We start from the raw sequence: 15278 nt of genomic DNA, 5'->3' as shown, positions 1-15278 counted from the left end.
CTCGGGCCTAAAACGTCCAAACTAGGGTAGAGTTGAAAACGTAAGACTCGGGAACCCCCGACCATTTCTCTTCAGCGCCCACGCCCGCTACTGGCACACAACCACAGGGCCACGCGCGTTCAACGAACATACTTAGGCTAAGCAGACCGTTGAACCTTCGACTAGAGAACCTGATGTGTAATCAGCTCGCCCAAGCGCGCACCCCTGATAGCCAGCGCCCACGAACCGAAGACCTCTGAATCTTTGAGGCCCCTCGCGAGCATTCCACGGGGACGCCCCGTACAGCACCTCCACCTCAGTGAGAGTGCTGAAACCCCACTCGATGAGGACAACATTGACTGAAAATACTGCCGTTAACGCAGAAACCGCAACCGACGCCATCTTCCAGGAACCGGTTGTAGACACCCCCACCCAGCAGGTCGAAAAGGACGAGGACGGCGGCACCCGCTTCACCGACCTGGGCCTGGACGCCCGCGTCCTGGCAGCCCTCGAAAAGGTCGGCTACGAAAAGCCCTCACCCATCCAGGCTGAAACCATCCCCCTGCTGCTTGAAGGCCGCGACGTCGTCGGCCTAGCCCAGACCGGCACCGGCAAAACCGCAGCCTTCGCCCTACCTGCCCTCTCAACCCTGGCAGAACTGGCCGATATCAACGGCGTCTCCAAAGACACCCAGGTGCTCGTCCTAGCCCCCACCCGCGAACTGGCCCTGCAGGTTGCCGAAGCCTTCTCGTCCTACGCAACCGAAATGCCCGACTTCACCGTGCTACCCGTCTACGGCGGCTCACCCTACGGCCCCCAGCTGGCAGGCCTCAAACGTGGCGCCCAGGTCGTTGTCGGCACCCCCGGCCGCGTCATCGACCACCTGAAAAAGGGCTCCCTGGACCTCTCCAACCTGCAGTACCTGGTACTGGACGAAGCCGACGAAATGCTCCGCATGGGCTTCGCCGAAGACGTAGAGCAGATCCTGGCAGACACCCCCGACTCCAAGCAAGTTGCCCTCTTCTCAGCAACCATGCCCAAGACCATCCGCAAGATCGCTGAGCAGTACCTCAACGACCCCGCAGAGGTGCGCGTCAAGTCAAAGACCACCACCAGCGCCAATATCCGCCAGCGCTACATGCAGGTCATGCACTCCCACAAGCTCGAAGCCATGACCCGCGTGCTTGAGGTCGAAGACTACGACGGCATCATCGCCTTCGTTCGCACCAAGAAGGAAACCGAAGAAGTCGCCGACAAGCTCAAGGGCCGCGGCTACCAGGCTGCCGCCATCAACGGCGATATTCCCCAGAACCAGCGCGAACGCACCGTCGAAGCCCTGCGCGATGGCCGCATCGACATCCTGGTCGCCACCGACGTCGCCGCTCGCGGGCTCGACGTTGAGCGTATCTCCCTGGTCGTCAACTTCGACATCCCCCACGACACCGAATCCTACGTGCACCGCATCGGCCGAACCGGCCGCGCAGGCCGCGCCGGCGAAGCCATTCTCTTCATGACCCCGCGCGAAAAGTACATGCTGCGTCAGATCGAAAAGGCAACCCGCCAGCAGGTCGAACAGATGCACATGCCCACCGTCGAAGACGTCAACGCCAACCGGAAGCAGAAGTTCGCCCAGCAAATCACCGACACCATCGAAACCGAAGATCTCAGCTTCTTCCGCGAACTCATCGACGCCTACGCCAACGAACACGACGTTGAAGGCGAAGAAATCGCAGCAGCCCTGGCCGTCATCGCCCAGCAGGGCCGCTCCTTCCTCGCCGAAGAAATGCCCGAACCCAAGAGTAAGAAGCGCGACCGTGACCGCGACTTCGACCGCGACGACAAGCCCCGCGGCGGCCGCCGCCACTCCGAAGAAGGCATGGTCGACTTCAAGCTCAATGTAGGCCGCTCCTCCCACGTCTCACCTGCAGCTATCGTCGGTGCCCTCACCAACGAAGGCGGTCTCAAGGGCAAGCAGGTCGGTGCAATCGACATCCGCCAGCACTTCACCATCGTCTCCCTGCCCGAAGCAGAACTGCCCGGTGACTTCTTCGACCGCCTGCGCGACACCCAGGTAGCCGGCGAATTTATCAACATTAAGCGCGACCGCGGCCCCAAGGGCGGCGGAGGCGGACGCAAGTTCGACCGCGACTTCGGTAAGAAGGACTTCGGCGGTAAGAAGAAGTTCGACGGCAAGAAATTTGATCGTGATGACCGCGGCTTTGGCGGCAAGAAGAAGTTCGACCGCGACTTCGGTAAGAAGGACTTCGGCGGTAAGAAGGGGCGCAAGAAGTTCTAAGGGCTGTGCCTTAGAACACCCAAAAAACAGGTTCTAGATTTGCGTCTTCCAAAGGTTGTACCGTAAGCTAGTATCTGTTGCCCCGATAGCTCAGTGGTAGAGCGCCATCTTGGTAAGATGGAGGTCCCGGGATCGATTCCCGGTCGGGGCTCTGTATGAGCCCAAAAGTTCATACGTGGCGGTGTAGCTCAGCTGGTTAGAGCGCACGACTCATAATCGTGAGGTCGACGGATCGAGCCCGTCCACCGCTACGCCCCGATAGCTCAGTGGTAGAGCGCCATCTTGGTAAGATGGAGGTCCCGGGATCGATTCCCGGTCGGGGCTCAGATTACCTGTCAAGCATTAGTTTGGCAGGTTTTTTGTTTGTAGAGTGGTTTCCATGGCTATTAACCAAGAGATCGTAGGCCGCATCTACCCGGCCACAGAGCCCTATGCGGTCGGGCGAGAGAAAATCCGTGAATTCGCTACAGCCGTGAAGGCCACCAGCCCCCTGCACTTTGACGTGCAGGCCGCCCAGAACATGGGCTACAGCGACCTGATTGCCCCGCCCACCTTCGCCATTATTCTGGCCCAGAAGGCAGATGCCGCCCTGATTGGCGACCCTGAAGCCGGTATCGACTTCTCCCGCGTGGTCCACGCTGACCAGCGCTTCACCCACCACCGCCCGATCGTGGCCGGGGACGAGCTGCTGACCGAGGTACACGTCGATAGCGTGCGCGTCATGGGAGCTGGCGCTATGCTGACGACCCGCGAAGAAATTACCACCGTAGACGGCGAGAAGGTCGCCACCTGCATCTCATCACTGCTGGTTCGAGCGGAGGACTAATTCATGGCTATCTCTTTTGACTCCCTTGAAAAGGGCACCGAGATTGGTGCCCGCCAGATTCCCGTCACCCGTGCTGACCTAGTGGCCTACGCGGGCGCGTCCGGCGACTTCAACCCCATCCACTGGAACGAGCGCTTCGCAACCGCTGTGGGCCTGCCCGGCGTCATCGCCCACGGCATGTTCACCATGGGCGCTGCCGTGCAGCTGGTGACTGACTGGGTAGGCGACGCCGGTGCGATTGTGGACTACCAGACCCGCTTCTCCAAACCGGTTCCGGTGCCCGATGCTGATGGCGCGGAGTCCCCGGCTACCGGCGGCAATGTCATCTCGGTTGCCGGTAAGGTCGGCGCCCTGGACGCGGACGCCCGCACCGCTCGCATCGACCTGACTGTCACGGCCCCCGACAGCGCGGGCAAGGAGCAGAAGGTCCTGATGAAGGCCCAGGCCCTGGTTTCTTTCGGCTAAAACCGTAGACGGTAAAAGGTTGCCACCACTTCCGTTAGAAGTGACGGCAACCTTTTGCTGTTTTAGTCAGAGGCTCTTATGGTTTTGTTGCTCTCTGCCGTTCGCTCTTTCAAGCTGCTCAATGGTGAGCTTGTTCTTGTGGTGCTGGCTCCTCAAGGTTATGAAACCCATAACGGTAAGAAGGGGGACACCGATAATCCCAAACAGTAGGCTAATATAGCCTTCAATAACTCTCAGAAAACTGGACATTAAAAGATGGAAGTCCATGACGTTCTCCTTGGTGCTTATCCCTTCTCTGTCCAAGCAGTAGATTTGTGTACTTTAAGGTCATTCTTAACCCGGTGGCTACCGCCGTTATTTGCTTTATAGTCAGCATAGTAGGTGACGTGCGTATCAGAATATCGAACTAACCTAGTGTTGGATACGTTGCCGTTGTAGCTACCTGAGAAGGCACAGTCGGAAACTGATTGCGGTGATACCAATCTGCCTGGAGAAGCGGAAGGCAGTGTAACCTGGTTGCCGTCGAAGTAAGAAAAAACGGCGATGGAACCGTCGGGGTAGATTGAAAGTATTTTTCCGCTGGGGCAAGATGGGGGCTGTGAAGTTTATACGTAAAGGGTCAAATAGGCCGGGCGGCACTGGGCATTAAATCCATTCGCCCCTTCCTCTGCACACTAGTTTTCACACCCAGCCGAGGGCTTGACCGGGTTAGGCTTAGTGCCGAGTGGAGGCGCAATCATCGGGTGCGGTTGTGGTGGAATGGGTTATTGCTCACAGCAGGTGTTGGCGGGTTTTGCATACTGGTTTTCGGTGGTTGGGGGGCTTTTGAATAACCCTCCTTCTTCCTTTTCAATCCAAACATTCTGCCAATCGTACTTCTAGAATAGACCAGTACCAACCCGTTACTTTAGAGAAGGCAGCCCGCCCCGCTATGGCAGAAAACCCCCAGCTTTCCGACCGGCAGATTAAGACCTGGTACAGGGCTGTGCTGGGGCTTTTCTTTGCCAGCGGTTTGGTGGTTTCTGCCCTGCTGACCCGCCTGCCCGATGTGGCTAACGGGCTGGGGCTGAGCTCCGGGCCCATGGGCTTGTTGCTGCTAGGTATGACCATCGGCTCCTTCTGCGCCGTGAGCTTCTCAGGTGCCTTCGTTGCCCGTTTTGGCGCTATCCGCTGTATCGCGGCAGCCTACATCACCACCGTCACCGGCATGCTCCTGATTGGCCTGGGTGTGTACCTCGCCAGCGTTCCCGTGACCCTGCTCGGCCTCATGCTTCAGGGCCTGGGTAGCGCTGTCTCTAACGTGGCCTCCAATGTGCAGGGAGTAGCCAACGAGCGGGCACTGGGGCGCTACGTCACCCCCATCATGCACGGCTTTTTCTCAATCGGCACCGTAGCAGGTGCCGCTATCGGTACACTCGACACCCGCCTGGGCGTACCCTTTACTGTTCACATGGCCTACTTCGCGCTAGCGGTTGCTGCCCTCGTCTTCATCTCCCTCAAGTTCTGCCACAGCGAAAACTACGGCCAGGACGACACCCAGGCCATCGCCGCCGTCGGCTCCTACCGGGTGCGCGACGCCTGGCGCGACAAACACACCATCCTCATCGGCCTCTTCGTGCTGGGCATGGCGCTGGCCGAAGGCTCAGCCAACGACTGGGTCGCGCTCGCCCTCACCCACGACTACGGCACCAGCAATACCATCGGGTCGCTGGGCTACTTCACCTTTGTGGTGGCCATGATGGTGGGGCGTTTTGGCGGCACCGCCCTGCTCAACCGCTTTGGCCGGGTGCCGGTGCTCCGCACCACTTGCTCTCTCGCCATCATCGGCTTGGCCCTTTTCATCTTCGCCCCTACCGTGACCCTGGGCTTTATCGGCCTGCTGGTCTGGGGTCTGGGAGCCTCTCTCGGCTTCCCGACCGGCATGTCAGCTGCCTCGGACGACCCGCTCAAGGCCGCCGTCCGCGTCTCCGTTGTCTCAACTATCGGCTATGCAGCCTTCCTGGGCGGCCCGCCCCTGCTGGGTCTGCTGGGGGAGCACTTTGGAATCCGCAACGGCCTGCTAGCCGTTCTGGTTTTTGTGGTTGTGTCCCTACTGCTCACCAACCAGCCGGAACCCAAGAAGCCGGGCAGCACCGTCCACACCGAAAAGCTCTAAGGGCGTTAGCCACCAGGACGCCCGCGCCCAGCTCCCAGCGCCCAGCTCCCAGCGCCCGGTGAGCACGCTCGCAGGCGGCGCCCTGGCAGAGCCGGTAGAATGGGCACCGTGACTGACAAGCTTTTAAGTGAACTGACCACTGCCGCTGTGGGTGGCCCCGCCCGTCTCTTCGTTGAGGCCACCAGCGAGCAGGAGATTATTGATGCCGTAACCGCCGCCGACCGTGCAGGAGAAGACCTGCTTGTGGTGGGTGGGGGCTCCAACCTGCTGGTAGCCGATGAGGGCTTTGACGGGGCAGTGGTGCACATAGCTTCAACCGGTATTGAGGCCCTGAGCGACTACGCCTGCGGCGGCACCACCCTGCGCGTGCAGGCAGGACACACCTGGGACGACCTGGTGGCCTACGCTGTAGACCACGAGCTCTCCGGTATCGAGGCACTCTCCGGTATTCCCGGCACCGTGGGCGCCACCCCCGTACAGAACGTGGGGGCCTACGGCTCTGAGGTCGCCCACACCATCGCCTCGGTTCGCACCTGGGACCGCGAAACCGGCGGCTATAAGACCTTCGCTAACGCCGACTTGAAGTTCGCCTACCGCGACTCGATCCTCAAGCAGTCCACCGTCAACGGGTCTCCCCGCTATGTGGTGCTGACCGTAGACTTCCAGCTGCCGCACGACTCCCAGTCTGCCCCCGTCCGCTACGCTGAGCTGGCCCGCCAGCTGGGCGTTGAGGTGGGGAATCGCGCCGACTCCCGCCTGGTGCGCGAAACCGTGCTGCGCCTGCGCGCAGGTAAGGGCATGGTGCTGGACGCCGCTGACCGCGACACCTACTCCACCGGCTCCTTCTTCACCAACCCCATCGTGGGGCAGGATGTTGCGGCCCAGCTCCCCGATGACGCCCCCCGCTACCCGGCAACCACCCCCGCCGGTGAACCCCTGGACGGTATGGTCAAGCTCTCAGCCGCCTGGCTGATCCAGCACGCCGGGTTTGATAAGGGCTTTGGCCTTGAGGGCGAGGCAGCGGAGCTTGCCGGGGGCCGGGCTTCGCTCTCTACCAAGCACACCCTGGCTATCACTAACCGCGGTGGCGCCTCGACCGCCGATATCGCAGCTATCGCCCGCGCTGTGCGAGCAGGGGTTGAGGAAAGCTTCGGGGTGCGCCTGGTACCTGAGCCTGTGGTCGTTGGGTTTACTCTCTAACGCAGGAGCGTCATGAGCCTAGAGAAAGAAATTGAGAGCGGGCAGGGCGGACGCCTACACCGGCGTATGGAGCGCTTCCGTGCCTTTATGGGGCGGCACGCCGCCCTGCTCCTGCTCTACCGCCTGCTCATTATCGGGCTAGGTTTTTTGTGCATCGTCGCCGGTATTATCATGCTGGTGACGCCCGGCCCCGGCTGGCTTTTCATCTTCATGGGCATGAGCCTGTGGGGTACTGAATTCCACTGGGCTCACCGCCTGAACGTGTGGGCGAAAGCTAAGGTGCTGAATATCTGGCGGCAGTTAGAAGCTAAGCGGCATCGAGCTCACCGCCGTCGCACCGCCGCCCGCTGGGCCAGCCGTAGCAACCGCAGCCACTACTGTCCAACGGGCTGCCACTACAGGCAAATATCATAATATTTCGAACTGTTACCGATGCCAACATGCGACTTACTTCTGCGCCTAGCAGATGCCAAAGAGTACAGACCCCTCTGGTCGCATGGGATTCTAGAGGAAGTAGAACGCAACTTGCAGACAGCGTTCAGGCGAACGCCTGGGCAGGCTGAAAAGCGCGTGAGAAATATGCAAAAATATTTCCCAGATGCAGAACTTCGTGAGTATGAATCGCTGATACATTAGATGGGGAACGACCCTAAAGATCGCCATGTTTTAGCAGTGGCAGTTCGAGCCCGTGCTGACTTTATCGTTACTTTTAATCTGAAAGACTTCCCTGAAGAAGCTTTAGCTCCATTTGATGTGAGGGCTGTTCACCCAGATGATTTTCTCTGCGACAGGTTTGCGCTGAACCTTCAGAGAATCAAACAAATTGCTGAAGAAATTGTGCGAGACATGAGGAATCCAGAGGTAACTCACAGGGAGTACCTGATGGGGTTGAGAAAAATTGGGCTGGTGAGGTTTGCTGAGACTCTTGAGTCTAATGGGTTCTAGCTTTCGAACCCCAGCATATGGTCCAGAGTCTCGTGGATCTGCTGGTCTTCAAAGCCCAGTTTGCGCATGGCTGTAATGTACTTTTCGGTCAGAGTCTGCGCCTTGTGCGCGGTTGAGTCGAGGGCCGTAATAAAGGATCCTGCCCGGCCGTGCGTTTCAATAGCACCGGCGGCTTCCAGCTCCTTGTAGGCCTTAGCCACTGTATTTACTGCCAGTCCTGTTTCGGCAGCCAGCGCCCGCATAGGCGGTAGCCGGTCACCGGCAGCTAGGGCGCCGGAAGCCCTCGCCGCAATAATAGCCCGCCGTAGCTGGGAGTAGGGCGGGACGTCCGCCCCCTTATCAACCCTAAAATTTAAAGCACGGATGCCCCCGCACAGCTCCTCGTGGGAGTCGTGAATCGGGGGCATCTCGTTCTTGGTCATAGCACCAGTTTAAAGGGTGCCGGTCGCAATCTTCAGCATGCGGCGCACGGGTTCTGCGGCGCCCCATAGCAGCTGGTCACCCACGGTGAAAGCAGAGATGTACTGGGGGCCCATGTTGAGCTTGCGGATGCGGCCCACAGGGATATCCAGAGTGCCGGACGCCGCAACGGGGGTCAGACCCTCGACGGTGGCGTCCTTGGTGTTGGGGATAACCTTTGACCACTCGTTGTCCTCATCGATGATCTTCTCGATTTCTTCAACGGTTAGGTCTTCCTTGAGCTTCAGGGTCAGAGCCTGGGAGTGGGAGCGCATGGTTGCGATACGCACGCACAGGCCGTCAAGAACCACGCGGTCATCACCCTCAAGGCCCAGAATCTTGTTGGACTCAGCCTCGGCCTTCCACTCTTCGCGGGACTGGCCGTTGCCCAGGTCAGAGTCGATCCAGGGAATCAGTGAACCGGCCAAGGGAACACCGAACTGGGTTGTATCGAGGTCGCCGGAGCGCTGGAGTTCCAGCACCTTGCGGTCGATTTCAAGGATGGCGGACGCGGGGTCGTCCAGCTCGGTTGCTACGTAGCCGTTGATATCGCCGAACTGCTTGAGTACCTCGCGCATGTGGCGGGCGCCACCACCGGAGGCTGCCTGGTAGGTCATGGAGGTGCCCCACTCAACCAGCCCCTGCTTCCACAGGCCGCCCAAGCCCATGAGCAGGCAGGAGACGGTGCAGTTACCGCCGATGAAGTCCTTAACCCCTGACTCCAGGCCGCGGTCAATGACATCGCGGTTGATGGGATCAAGCACAATGACGGCGTCATCGTTCATGCGCAGGGTTGAGGCGGCGTCAATCCAGATACCGCTCCAGCCGCGCTCGCGCAGCTGGGTGTGTACTGCCTTGGTGTAGTCGCCACCCTGGGCGGTCACGATGACGGGCAGTTTGGCGAGCTCGTCGATATCGTGGGCGTCCTTGAGAGTGGACTCTTCGAGGGCGCCGCCGAAGGTGGGGGCTGCTGAACCGGCCTGGGAGGTGGAGAAGAAGACCGGGTTGATACCCTCGAAGTCACCTTCTTCGAGCATGCGCTTCATGAGCACGGAGCCGACCATGCCACGGTAACCAACAAAGCCTACGGAATCACCAGATGTAAAAGTCATGGTTTCAGTCTAGCTTTTACGGGCTCCCGGCGCAGGGTCTGGAACCGCATGGTGAGAGGGAGCTTCTCACCGGTGGCGGTTAGTGCGTAGCCCCGATCTGAGCGGACGGGCGCGCCATCAGCAACTAGCGCCCAGTCGGCACCCAGCTCAGGGGCATAGGTATCACCGGGAATCTCAGTCTCAAAGAGGGTGCGCTCCACCCGGGCTACCTGCCCACCCGCTACTCCGGGCAGGTCGGTACGGTGTAGGGCCTCGGCGTAGAGGGAGCCGCCGCCAATGACCCAGTAGGTGGGGGCGTCCGGAGCTAAACTCTGCGCCGCCCCCAAAGCCGCATCGAGAGAAGGCGCCCAGACGGCTCCGTCCTTTTCTTCAACCTGCGAGACAGAACGTGTAATCACAAGGTTGAGTCGCCCCGGCAGGGGGCGGAAACGGGGAGGGAAAGACTCCCAGGTTACCCGGCCCATAATGACCGGGGCACCCAGAGTCAAGGTCTTGAAATGGGCTAGATCCTCGGGCGCATACCAGGACATATCGCCGTCGCGGCCAATCACCCCGTTGCCTGCCTGCGCCCAGATAGCTGCTAGCTCGGGCAGGGTACCCGAGCTGCTTAGCTGGTCACCGTTCACGCTCAACTCCTCGGCCCTAGACCGCAATTGGGGCCTTGATGAGGGGGTGGTGGCGGTAATCTACCAGCTCAAAGTCCTCAAACTCGTAGTCAAAAATTGAGGGCTTCTTATTCTTAATGCGCAGGCGCGGGTAGGGGTAGGGTTCGCGTGAAAGCTGCTCGGTGACCTGCTCGTAGTGGTTGGAGTAGATGTGGCAGTCACCGCCGGTCCAGACGAACTTACCGGGCACCATACCCACCTCTTCAGCAATCAGCTGGGTCAGCAGGGCATAGGAGGCAATGTTAAAGGGCACGCCCAGGAACATGTCGGCAGACCGCTGGTAGAGCTGGCAGGAGAGCTCCTTCTGGCCGTCCTCCCGGGTCTTCACGTAGAACTGGAAGAGGGCATGGCAGGGCGGCAGAGCCATATCGTCAACCTCAGCCGGGTTCCAAGCAGAGACAATATGACGGCGGGAATCGGGGTTGTTCTTGAGCGAGTCAAGCACCTTGGCAATCTGGTCGATGGTCTGCCCGTCACCGGCCGGCCAGGAGCGCCACTGCACCCCGTAGACCGGGCCCAGTTCGCCGTCCTCGTCCGCCCACTCATCCCAGATAGTCACGCCGCGCTCCTGCAACCAGCGCACGTTGGACTCCCCGCGCAGGAACCAGAGAAGCTCAATAACCACCGACTTGAAGTGCACCTTCTTGGTGGTAATCAGCGGAAAGCTCTCAGATAAGTCAAAGCGCATTTGACGGCCGAAGACGCTCTTGGTGCCGGTGCCGGTGCGGTCAGCTTTCTCGTCGCCGGTCGCCATAATCTCGCGCAACAGGTCTTCGTAGGGGGTAGGAATAACAGTCATATCTTCTTTAGTCGTCAAAAGGCTTAATTTGTTCCAGCGACACCACGGTCTTGGGGTGGGCTACAGACACCTGCAAGACCCACATCTCCCCGGGCTTGAGGTAGGGGTCATACACGGGCAGGTGGGGGCGTAGTTGCTTATTCAGGTGCTCGCCCAGAACCTTAAGGACGGTAGGCAGCACCGGGCGGTGGGTGCAGAGCATGACCGACTTTTCCCGCTTCTCAAAGAGGGACTCGACCACCTTACGCGTGTGCTTGGGCGCCCGGGCATGGTGGGCTTCGGTTAGGGCTCGCTTCTCCTTGATGGAAATACCAGAGGCCTTCGAATAGGGGGAGACCGTCTGCATGCAGCGCACCCAGGGGGAGGAAATGATGCGTTCGGGCTGCCAGGCCTCCAGCAGGCGTCCTACCGCCAGGGCCTGGCGCTTGCCGGTAGCGGCAAGTGAGCGCTCGCCTTCGGCCCCGGCCCAGCTGGCGCGCGGTTTGGCCTTGGCGTGGCGGACGATAATCACGGGGCGGGTGCGCAGGTTCTGTGCGTGGGCTAGGGCCAGTAGGGTGTCGAGGGGCTCTTTGTCGGTGGCGTTGGTGAGCATGGTGCGGGCTTGTTTTGGGGTGACCCAGCGCAGCTCGTCCACTTCGCCCTCGTCGGCAACGGCTTTCTGCCCGGCGGGTGCTTCGGCTGCCCAGTAGTAGACCTCCTTGGGCTTGCCTTTGACCTCGTAGGCGGTCACCGCTAGAGGGGCGCCGAGGGTGACGTTGAGCCCGACCTCTTCGCGGATTTCCCGGACGGCGGTTTCGGGCAGGGTTTCGCCGGGGTCCTGCTTGCCCTTGGGCCAGGACCAGTCATCGTAGCGGGGTCGGTGAATGATGAGGACCTGCACCTGGTCGTGGTGCCAGCGCCAGATGATGGCGCCTGCTGCGTTGATAGCTGCCCGGTTGTGGGGGCCCCGGCTGAGCGAGAGCGCTCCGTCGTGGGTGTGGGCGGCGTAGAAGGTCTCGGTGTGCGGCATGTGGGAAGCTCCGTGGGTGTGGGCGGGCATTGAGAATGTCCTTGAGTTAACCGAATGTTAACCCAAGGACATTCTATGCCCCTTAGCTGTGAGCGGTGGGCAAGGCGCGGACGCCTGCGCCCGGCTTAGGCTCGCTTGTTGCGTTTCTGGTCGCGGCTAGCCAGGTAGTAGGCCTGCACATCGCGTAGGGGCGAGCCGTCTTCTGCCAGGTGGTGGCGTTTCCAGGTGCCGTCTGACCCCAGGTGCCAGTTGCTGGTTTTTTCTGAGAGGTAGTTGTCGAACATATCGAGCAGGTACTTGATGTGGGCTTTTGCCTTCACGTGCACCAGGGCTTCGACGCGGCGGTCGAGGTTGCGGTGCATCATGTCTGCTGAACCGATGTAGACCTTGGGGTTGCCGGCGTTTTCGAAGGTGAAGACGCGGGAGTGCTCGAGGAAGCGGCCCAGGACTGAGCGCACCTTGATGTTCTCGGAGAGACCGGGGACTCCGGGGCGCAGGGCACAGATACCGCGAACGACCACGTTGACCTCAACCCCTGCCTGGGAGGCGCGGTAGAGGGAGTCGATGATGGCCTCATCGACCATGGAGTTGCACTTGATCTGAATCTTGGCGGCATGGCCCGCGCGCTTGTGCTCGATTTCCTTGTTGATGTTGTCAATCAGGCCCGAACGCAGGGAGCGGGGGGCAACCAGCAGCTGCTTGTAGGTGGTCTTGGGGGCGTAGCCGGAAAGCTGGTTGAAGAGGCGGGAGACGTCCTCACCGATTTGCGGGTCGCAGGTGATGAGACCGAGATCCTCATAGAAGCGGGCAGTGGAGGGATGGTAGTTACCGGTGCCGATGTGGCAGTAGCGGCGTAGCCCGTCCGCCTCTTTACGTACGACCAGGGAGAGCTTGCAGTGGGTCTTGAGGCCCACGATGCCGTAGACCACGTGCACGCCCGCGCGTTCCAGCTTGCGGGCCCAGTTGATGTTGGCCTCTTCGTCGAATCGGGCCTTAATCTCAACCAGAGCTAGCACCTGCTTGCCGGCTTCGGCTGCCTCAATGAGGGCGTCTACGATGGGGGAATCGCCGGAGGTGCGGTAGAGGGTCTGCTTAATGGCGAGGACGGCGGGGTCGGCCGCAGCCTGCTCCAGGAAGGCCTGCACACTGGTGGCGAAGGAGTCGTAGGGGTGGTGCAGCAGGACGTCGTGGTCGCGGGTTGCGGTAAAGACGTCGGCTGCCTTGGAGGTTTCGTTGGCGTTGAGCCAGCGGGAGGTGTGGGCGATGTGCTTGGGGTAGTGCAGGGCCGGGCGGTTGGTCTTGGCGATATCGGACAGGCCGCGCAAATCGAGGGGAGCGGGGAGCTTGTACACCTCGTGCTCGTCGATACGCAGCTCTGAAACGAGCAAATCAAGGATGGTGGGGTTGATGGTGTCTTCAACCTCCAGACGCACCGGGGGGCCGAAACGGCGGCGCAGCAGCTCGGTTTCTAGGGCCTTGAGCAGGTTCTCGGCGTCGTCTTCTTCAACTTCGAGATCTTCGTTGCGGGTGACGCGGAAGGCATGGTGCTCCACGACCTCCATGCCAGGAAAGAGCATGTCGAGGTGCTCGGCGATAATGACCTCAAGGGGGATGAAGCGGACTTCGCCCGAGGAGGATTTGACCGAGCGGGCACCGTTAACGGCCACCATTCGCTCGATGGCTTCGGGCACCTTGAGGCGGGCGAAGAGCTCCTTGCCGGTCTGGGGGTTGCGGACGATGACGGCCAGGTTGAGCGACAGTCCAGAAATGTAGGGGAAGGGGTGGGCCGGGTCAACAGCCAGGGGAGTCAGCACAGGGAAGAGCTCGGCGCGGAAGAAACGGGAGAGGCGCTCCTGCTCAGCGGAGGAGAGGTCTGCCCAACCGATGATACGGATGTTTTCCTTCTCCAACTCGGGGTAGACCTGCTCGTGGAAGACGCGGTACTGGCGCTCCTGCAGGGCATGGGCGGCCTCGGAGATTTCTTCCATCTGTTCTTCGGGGGAGAGCCCGGCTGCTGAGGGCACGGCGATGCCGGTGGCGATACGGCGCTTGAGGCCGGCTACGCGCACCATGAAGAACTCGTCCAGGTTGCTGGTGACGATGGAGAGGAAGTTCAGGCGCTCTAGCAGGTAGAGGTTGGGGTCTTCGGCCAGTTCGAGCACGCGGGTGTTGAACTCAAGCCAGCTGATTTCGCGGTCGAGGAAGCGGTCGCTGCCGAAGTCGCCTTCGAGGTTGGGCTGCTTAATTTTTTCGCCCACGTCGATGCGGTCTACGCGGGTTTCGGCGCGTTCGAGCTTGTTAATATCGCCGTTGATATGGGGGTGGGCCGGGGTTTCTGCCGGTGTGGTGGTCATGGTCTGCCTTTCAGTGCGAGGGGCGGTGGTAAAGATTAGGGGTGGGCAGGTGCGTACTGTCGGTCGATGGTGAGGGAGGTAAAGCCGAGAGAGCGGTAGAGGGCTACAGCGGCGGTATTGTCGGCATCAACGTAGAGGACGATGCGGTCAAGGGGCGTGCCGGACTCGTCGGTAGCATCGGCTAGATAGGCCATACCGGCTAGGGCCAGAGCCTTACCCAGCCCCTTACCCTGCCAGGTGGGCGCGATGCCCACCGCATAGACTTCCCCTTCGGGGCGCTCGCCCTGGCCGGTAGGAATCTTGGTCCAGTGGAAGCCTACCAGCTGCCCGTCCTGTTCTACCGCCAGGAAGAACCCTTCTGCGCGGAACCAGTCAGCGTCGGTGCGGGCCGCAAGGTCATCGAGGGTTAGCCGCCCCTGCTCGGGGTGGTGGGCAAAGGCCTGCGCATTGACCTGCACCCAGGCCTCAGCCTGGTCGGGGGTATAGGTGGTCAGCGCTAGGTCAGCGGGGAGGGGGCGGGCCTGGGCAGCGGCGCGGACGCTCGCCCGCGCCCCATCGGTCAGGGGCAGACTCAGCTTGTAGAGTTCGCGAGTAGGGCGCCAGCCCAGCTTACCGGCCAGGTGGGTTGCCGCCTGCAGGGCAGGGTTAGACGTATCAGAACCACCGTGCACCCAGGCCCGAAACGGCTCATCACCGGCAGCCTCAACCGCCGCGCCTATCAGGGCCGAACCAAGACCCTGGCCACGGGCATCGGGGGCAACAGCGGCCTCCAGCACCCAGAGCTCGCCCTCCCTCACCAGGACCGTAAAACCTAGGGGCGCACCAGCCTGCCGGGCCTTAAAAAGCCGCCCACCGGCGTCCGCCCCCGCAGCTGCCTTGCGCAGCTCAACAAAGGTTTGCTCAGAAAAGGGGGAGGCGCCGTCCTGCCGCCGGGCCAGCTCAGTCAACCGCTCAAAATCAGCTAGCACAGCACCCGAAACTTTGGGTGAAACAATTTCATAGACCACACGCGCC

15 protein-coding genes and 3 tRNA genes are annotated in these 15278 nt (G+C 61.0%); 10 read left to right on the top strand and 8 right to left on the bottom strand.

The genetic code is table 11. From position 1 onward, the window contains the following. Nucleotides 1-322: 322 nt before the first annotated feature. The 6 genes from E4U03_RS06100 (at nt 323) to E4U03_RS06075 (ending at nt 3566) form a co-directional block, all read left to right on the top strand. Nucleotides 323-2275 (top strand): DEAD/DEAH box helicase, encoded by a 1953-nt coding sequence (locus E4U03_RS06100; RefSeq protein ID WP_135012466.1) that lies wholly within the window; start codon nt 323-325, stop codon nt 2273-2275. Between the two features lie 79 nt (nt 2276-2354). After that, a tRNA-Thr gene (locus E4U03_RS06095) sits at nt 2355-2426 on the top strand. 26 nt (nt 2427-2452) lie between these two features. Continuing rightward, a tRNA-Met gene (locus E4U03_RS06090) sits at nt 2453-2526 on the top strand. A 1-nt stretch (nt 2527) separates the two neighbouring features. Then, nucleotides 2528-2599: transfer RNA gene (locus E4U03_RS06085), tRNA-Thr, on the top strand. A gap of 55 nt (nt 2600-2654) precedes the next feature. Beyond that, the gene (locus tag E4U03_RS06080) at nt 2655-3101 is read left to right on the top strand and encodes a MaoC family dehydratase N-terminal domain-containing protein (RefSeq protein ID WP_135012464.1); all 447 of its coding nucleotides are present in this window, start codon (nt 2655-2657) and stop codon (nt 3099-3101) included. A gap of 3 nt (nt 3102-3104) precedes the next feature. Beyond that, nucleotides 3105-3566 carry a MaoC family dehydratase gene (locus E4U03_RS06075; protein WP_135012462.1) on the top strand — a complete coding sequence of 154 codons (462 nt, stop codon included), beginning with the start codon at nt 3105-3107 and terminating at the stop codon, nt 3564-3566. Nucleotides 3567-3632: 66 nt separating this feature from the next. Here the strand turns inward: E4U03_RS06075 and E4U03_RS06070 are convergent, their stop codons facing one another. Then, entirely contained in the window at nt 3633-3833 is a 201-nt protein-coding gene (locus E4U03_RS06070; protein WP_135012460.1) for a hypothetical protein, read from the bottom strand. A 664-nt stretch (nt 3834-4497) separates the two neighbouring features. On the opposite strand from E4U03_RS06070, the gene E4U03_RS06065 reads away from it, so the two are divergent. The 4 genes from E4U03_RS06065 (at nt 4498) to E4U03_RS06050 (ending at nt 7866) form a co-directional block, all read left to right on the top strand. Next, nucleotides 4498-5721, top strand: a complete 1224-nt coding sequence (locus tag E4U03_RS06065) for an MFS transporter (protein WP_135012459.1) — start codon at nt 4498-4500, stop codon at nt 5719-5721. A 108-nt stretch (nt 5722-5829) separates the two neighbouring features. Continuing rightward, nucleotides 5830-6921 (top strand): UDP-N-acetylmuramate dehydrogenase, encoded by a 1092-nt coding sequence (locus tag E4U03_RS06060; protein ID WP_135012457.1) that lies wholly within the window; start codon nt 5830-5832, stop codon nt 6919-6921. Between the two features lie 12 nt (nt 6922-6933). Beyond that, nucleotides 6934-7335: a PGPGW domain-containing protein gene (locus E4U03_RS06055; RefSeq protein WP_135012455.1), complete on the top strand. Its 402-nt coding sequence runs from the start codon at nt 6934-6936 to the stop codon at nt 7333-7335. A gap of 222 nt (nt 7336-7557) precedes the next feature. Beyond that, a complete protein-coding gene (locus tag E4U03_RS06050) occupies nt 7558-7866 on the top strand; it encodes a hypothetical protein (RefSeq protein ID WP_135012453.1) in 309 nt (102 codons plus the stop codon). Here the strand turns inward: E4U03_RS06050 and E4U03_RS06045 are convergent. From E4U03_RS06045 to mshD, 7 genes are all read right to left on the bottom strand, one after another. Next, entirely contained in the window at nt 7863-8288 is a 426-nt protein-coding gene (locus E4U03_RS06045; RefSeq protein ID WP_209304130.1) for a GntR family transcriptional regulator, read from the bottom strand. The genes E4U03_RS06050 and E4U03_RS06045 overlap by 4 nt on opposite strands. Before the next feature lie 9 nt (nt 8289-8297). Continuing rightward, nucleotides 8298-9437 carry an aspartate-semialdehyde dehydrogenase gene (gene asd, locus E4U03_RS06040; protein WP_135012451.1) on the bottom strand — a complete coding sequence of 380 codons (1140 nt, stop codon included), beginning with the start codon at nt 9435-9437 and terminating at the stop codon, nt 8298-8300. Continuing rightward, on the bottom strand, nt 9434-10063 hold the full coding sequence (locus tag E4U03_RS06035; protein ID WP_245207679.1) for a dihydrofolate reductase: 630 nt from the start codon (nt 10061-10063) through the stop codon (nt 9434-9436). The genes asd and E4U03_RS06035 overlap by 4 nt, the downstream gene beginning before the upstream one ends. 16 nt (nt 10064-10079) lie before the next feature. Next, on the bottom strand, nt 10080-10901 hold the full coding sequence (locus E4U03_RS06030) for a thymidylate synthase (RefSeq protein WP_135012449.1): 822 nt from the start codon (nt 10899-10901) through the stop codon (nt 10080-10082). Between the two features lie 7 nt (nt 10902-10908). Continuing rightward, the gene (locus E4U03_RS06025) at nt 10909-11940 is read right to left on the bottom strand and encodes an NUDIX hydrolase (protein WP_228065923.1); all 1032 of its coding nucleotides are present in this window, start codon (nt 11938-11940) and stop codon (nt 10909-10911) included. Between the two features lie 95 nt (nt 11941-12035). Continuing rightward, nucleotides 12036-14264, bottom strand: coding sequence for an RNA degradosome polyphosphate kinase (locus E4U03_RS06020; RefSeq protein WP_135012447.1), 2229 nt, complete (start codon nt 14262-14264; stop codon nt 12036-12038). A gap of 35 nt (nt 14265-14299) precedes the next feature. Then, nucleotides 14300-15271: a mycothiol synthase gene (gene mshD, locus E4U03_RS06015; protein ID WP_135012446.1), complete on the bottom strand. Its 972-nt coding sequence runs from the start codon at nt 15269-15271 to the stop codon at nt 14300-14302. Nucleotides 15272-15278: the final 7 nt, after the last annotated feature.

Source organism: Rothia nasimurium (genome assembly GCF_004569295.1).
Classification (GTDB): domain Bacteria; phylum Actinomycetota; class Actinomycetes; order Actinomycetales; family Micrococcaceae; genus Rothia; species Rothia nasimurium_B.
The sequence above is the reverse complement of the archived record's forward strand: the minus strand, read 5'-3'. Positions and strand labels throughout refer to the sequence as shown.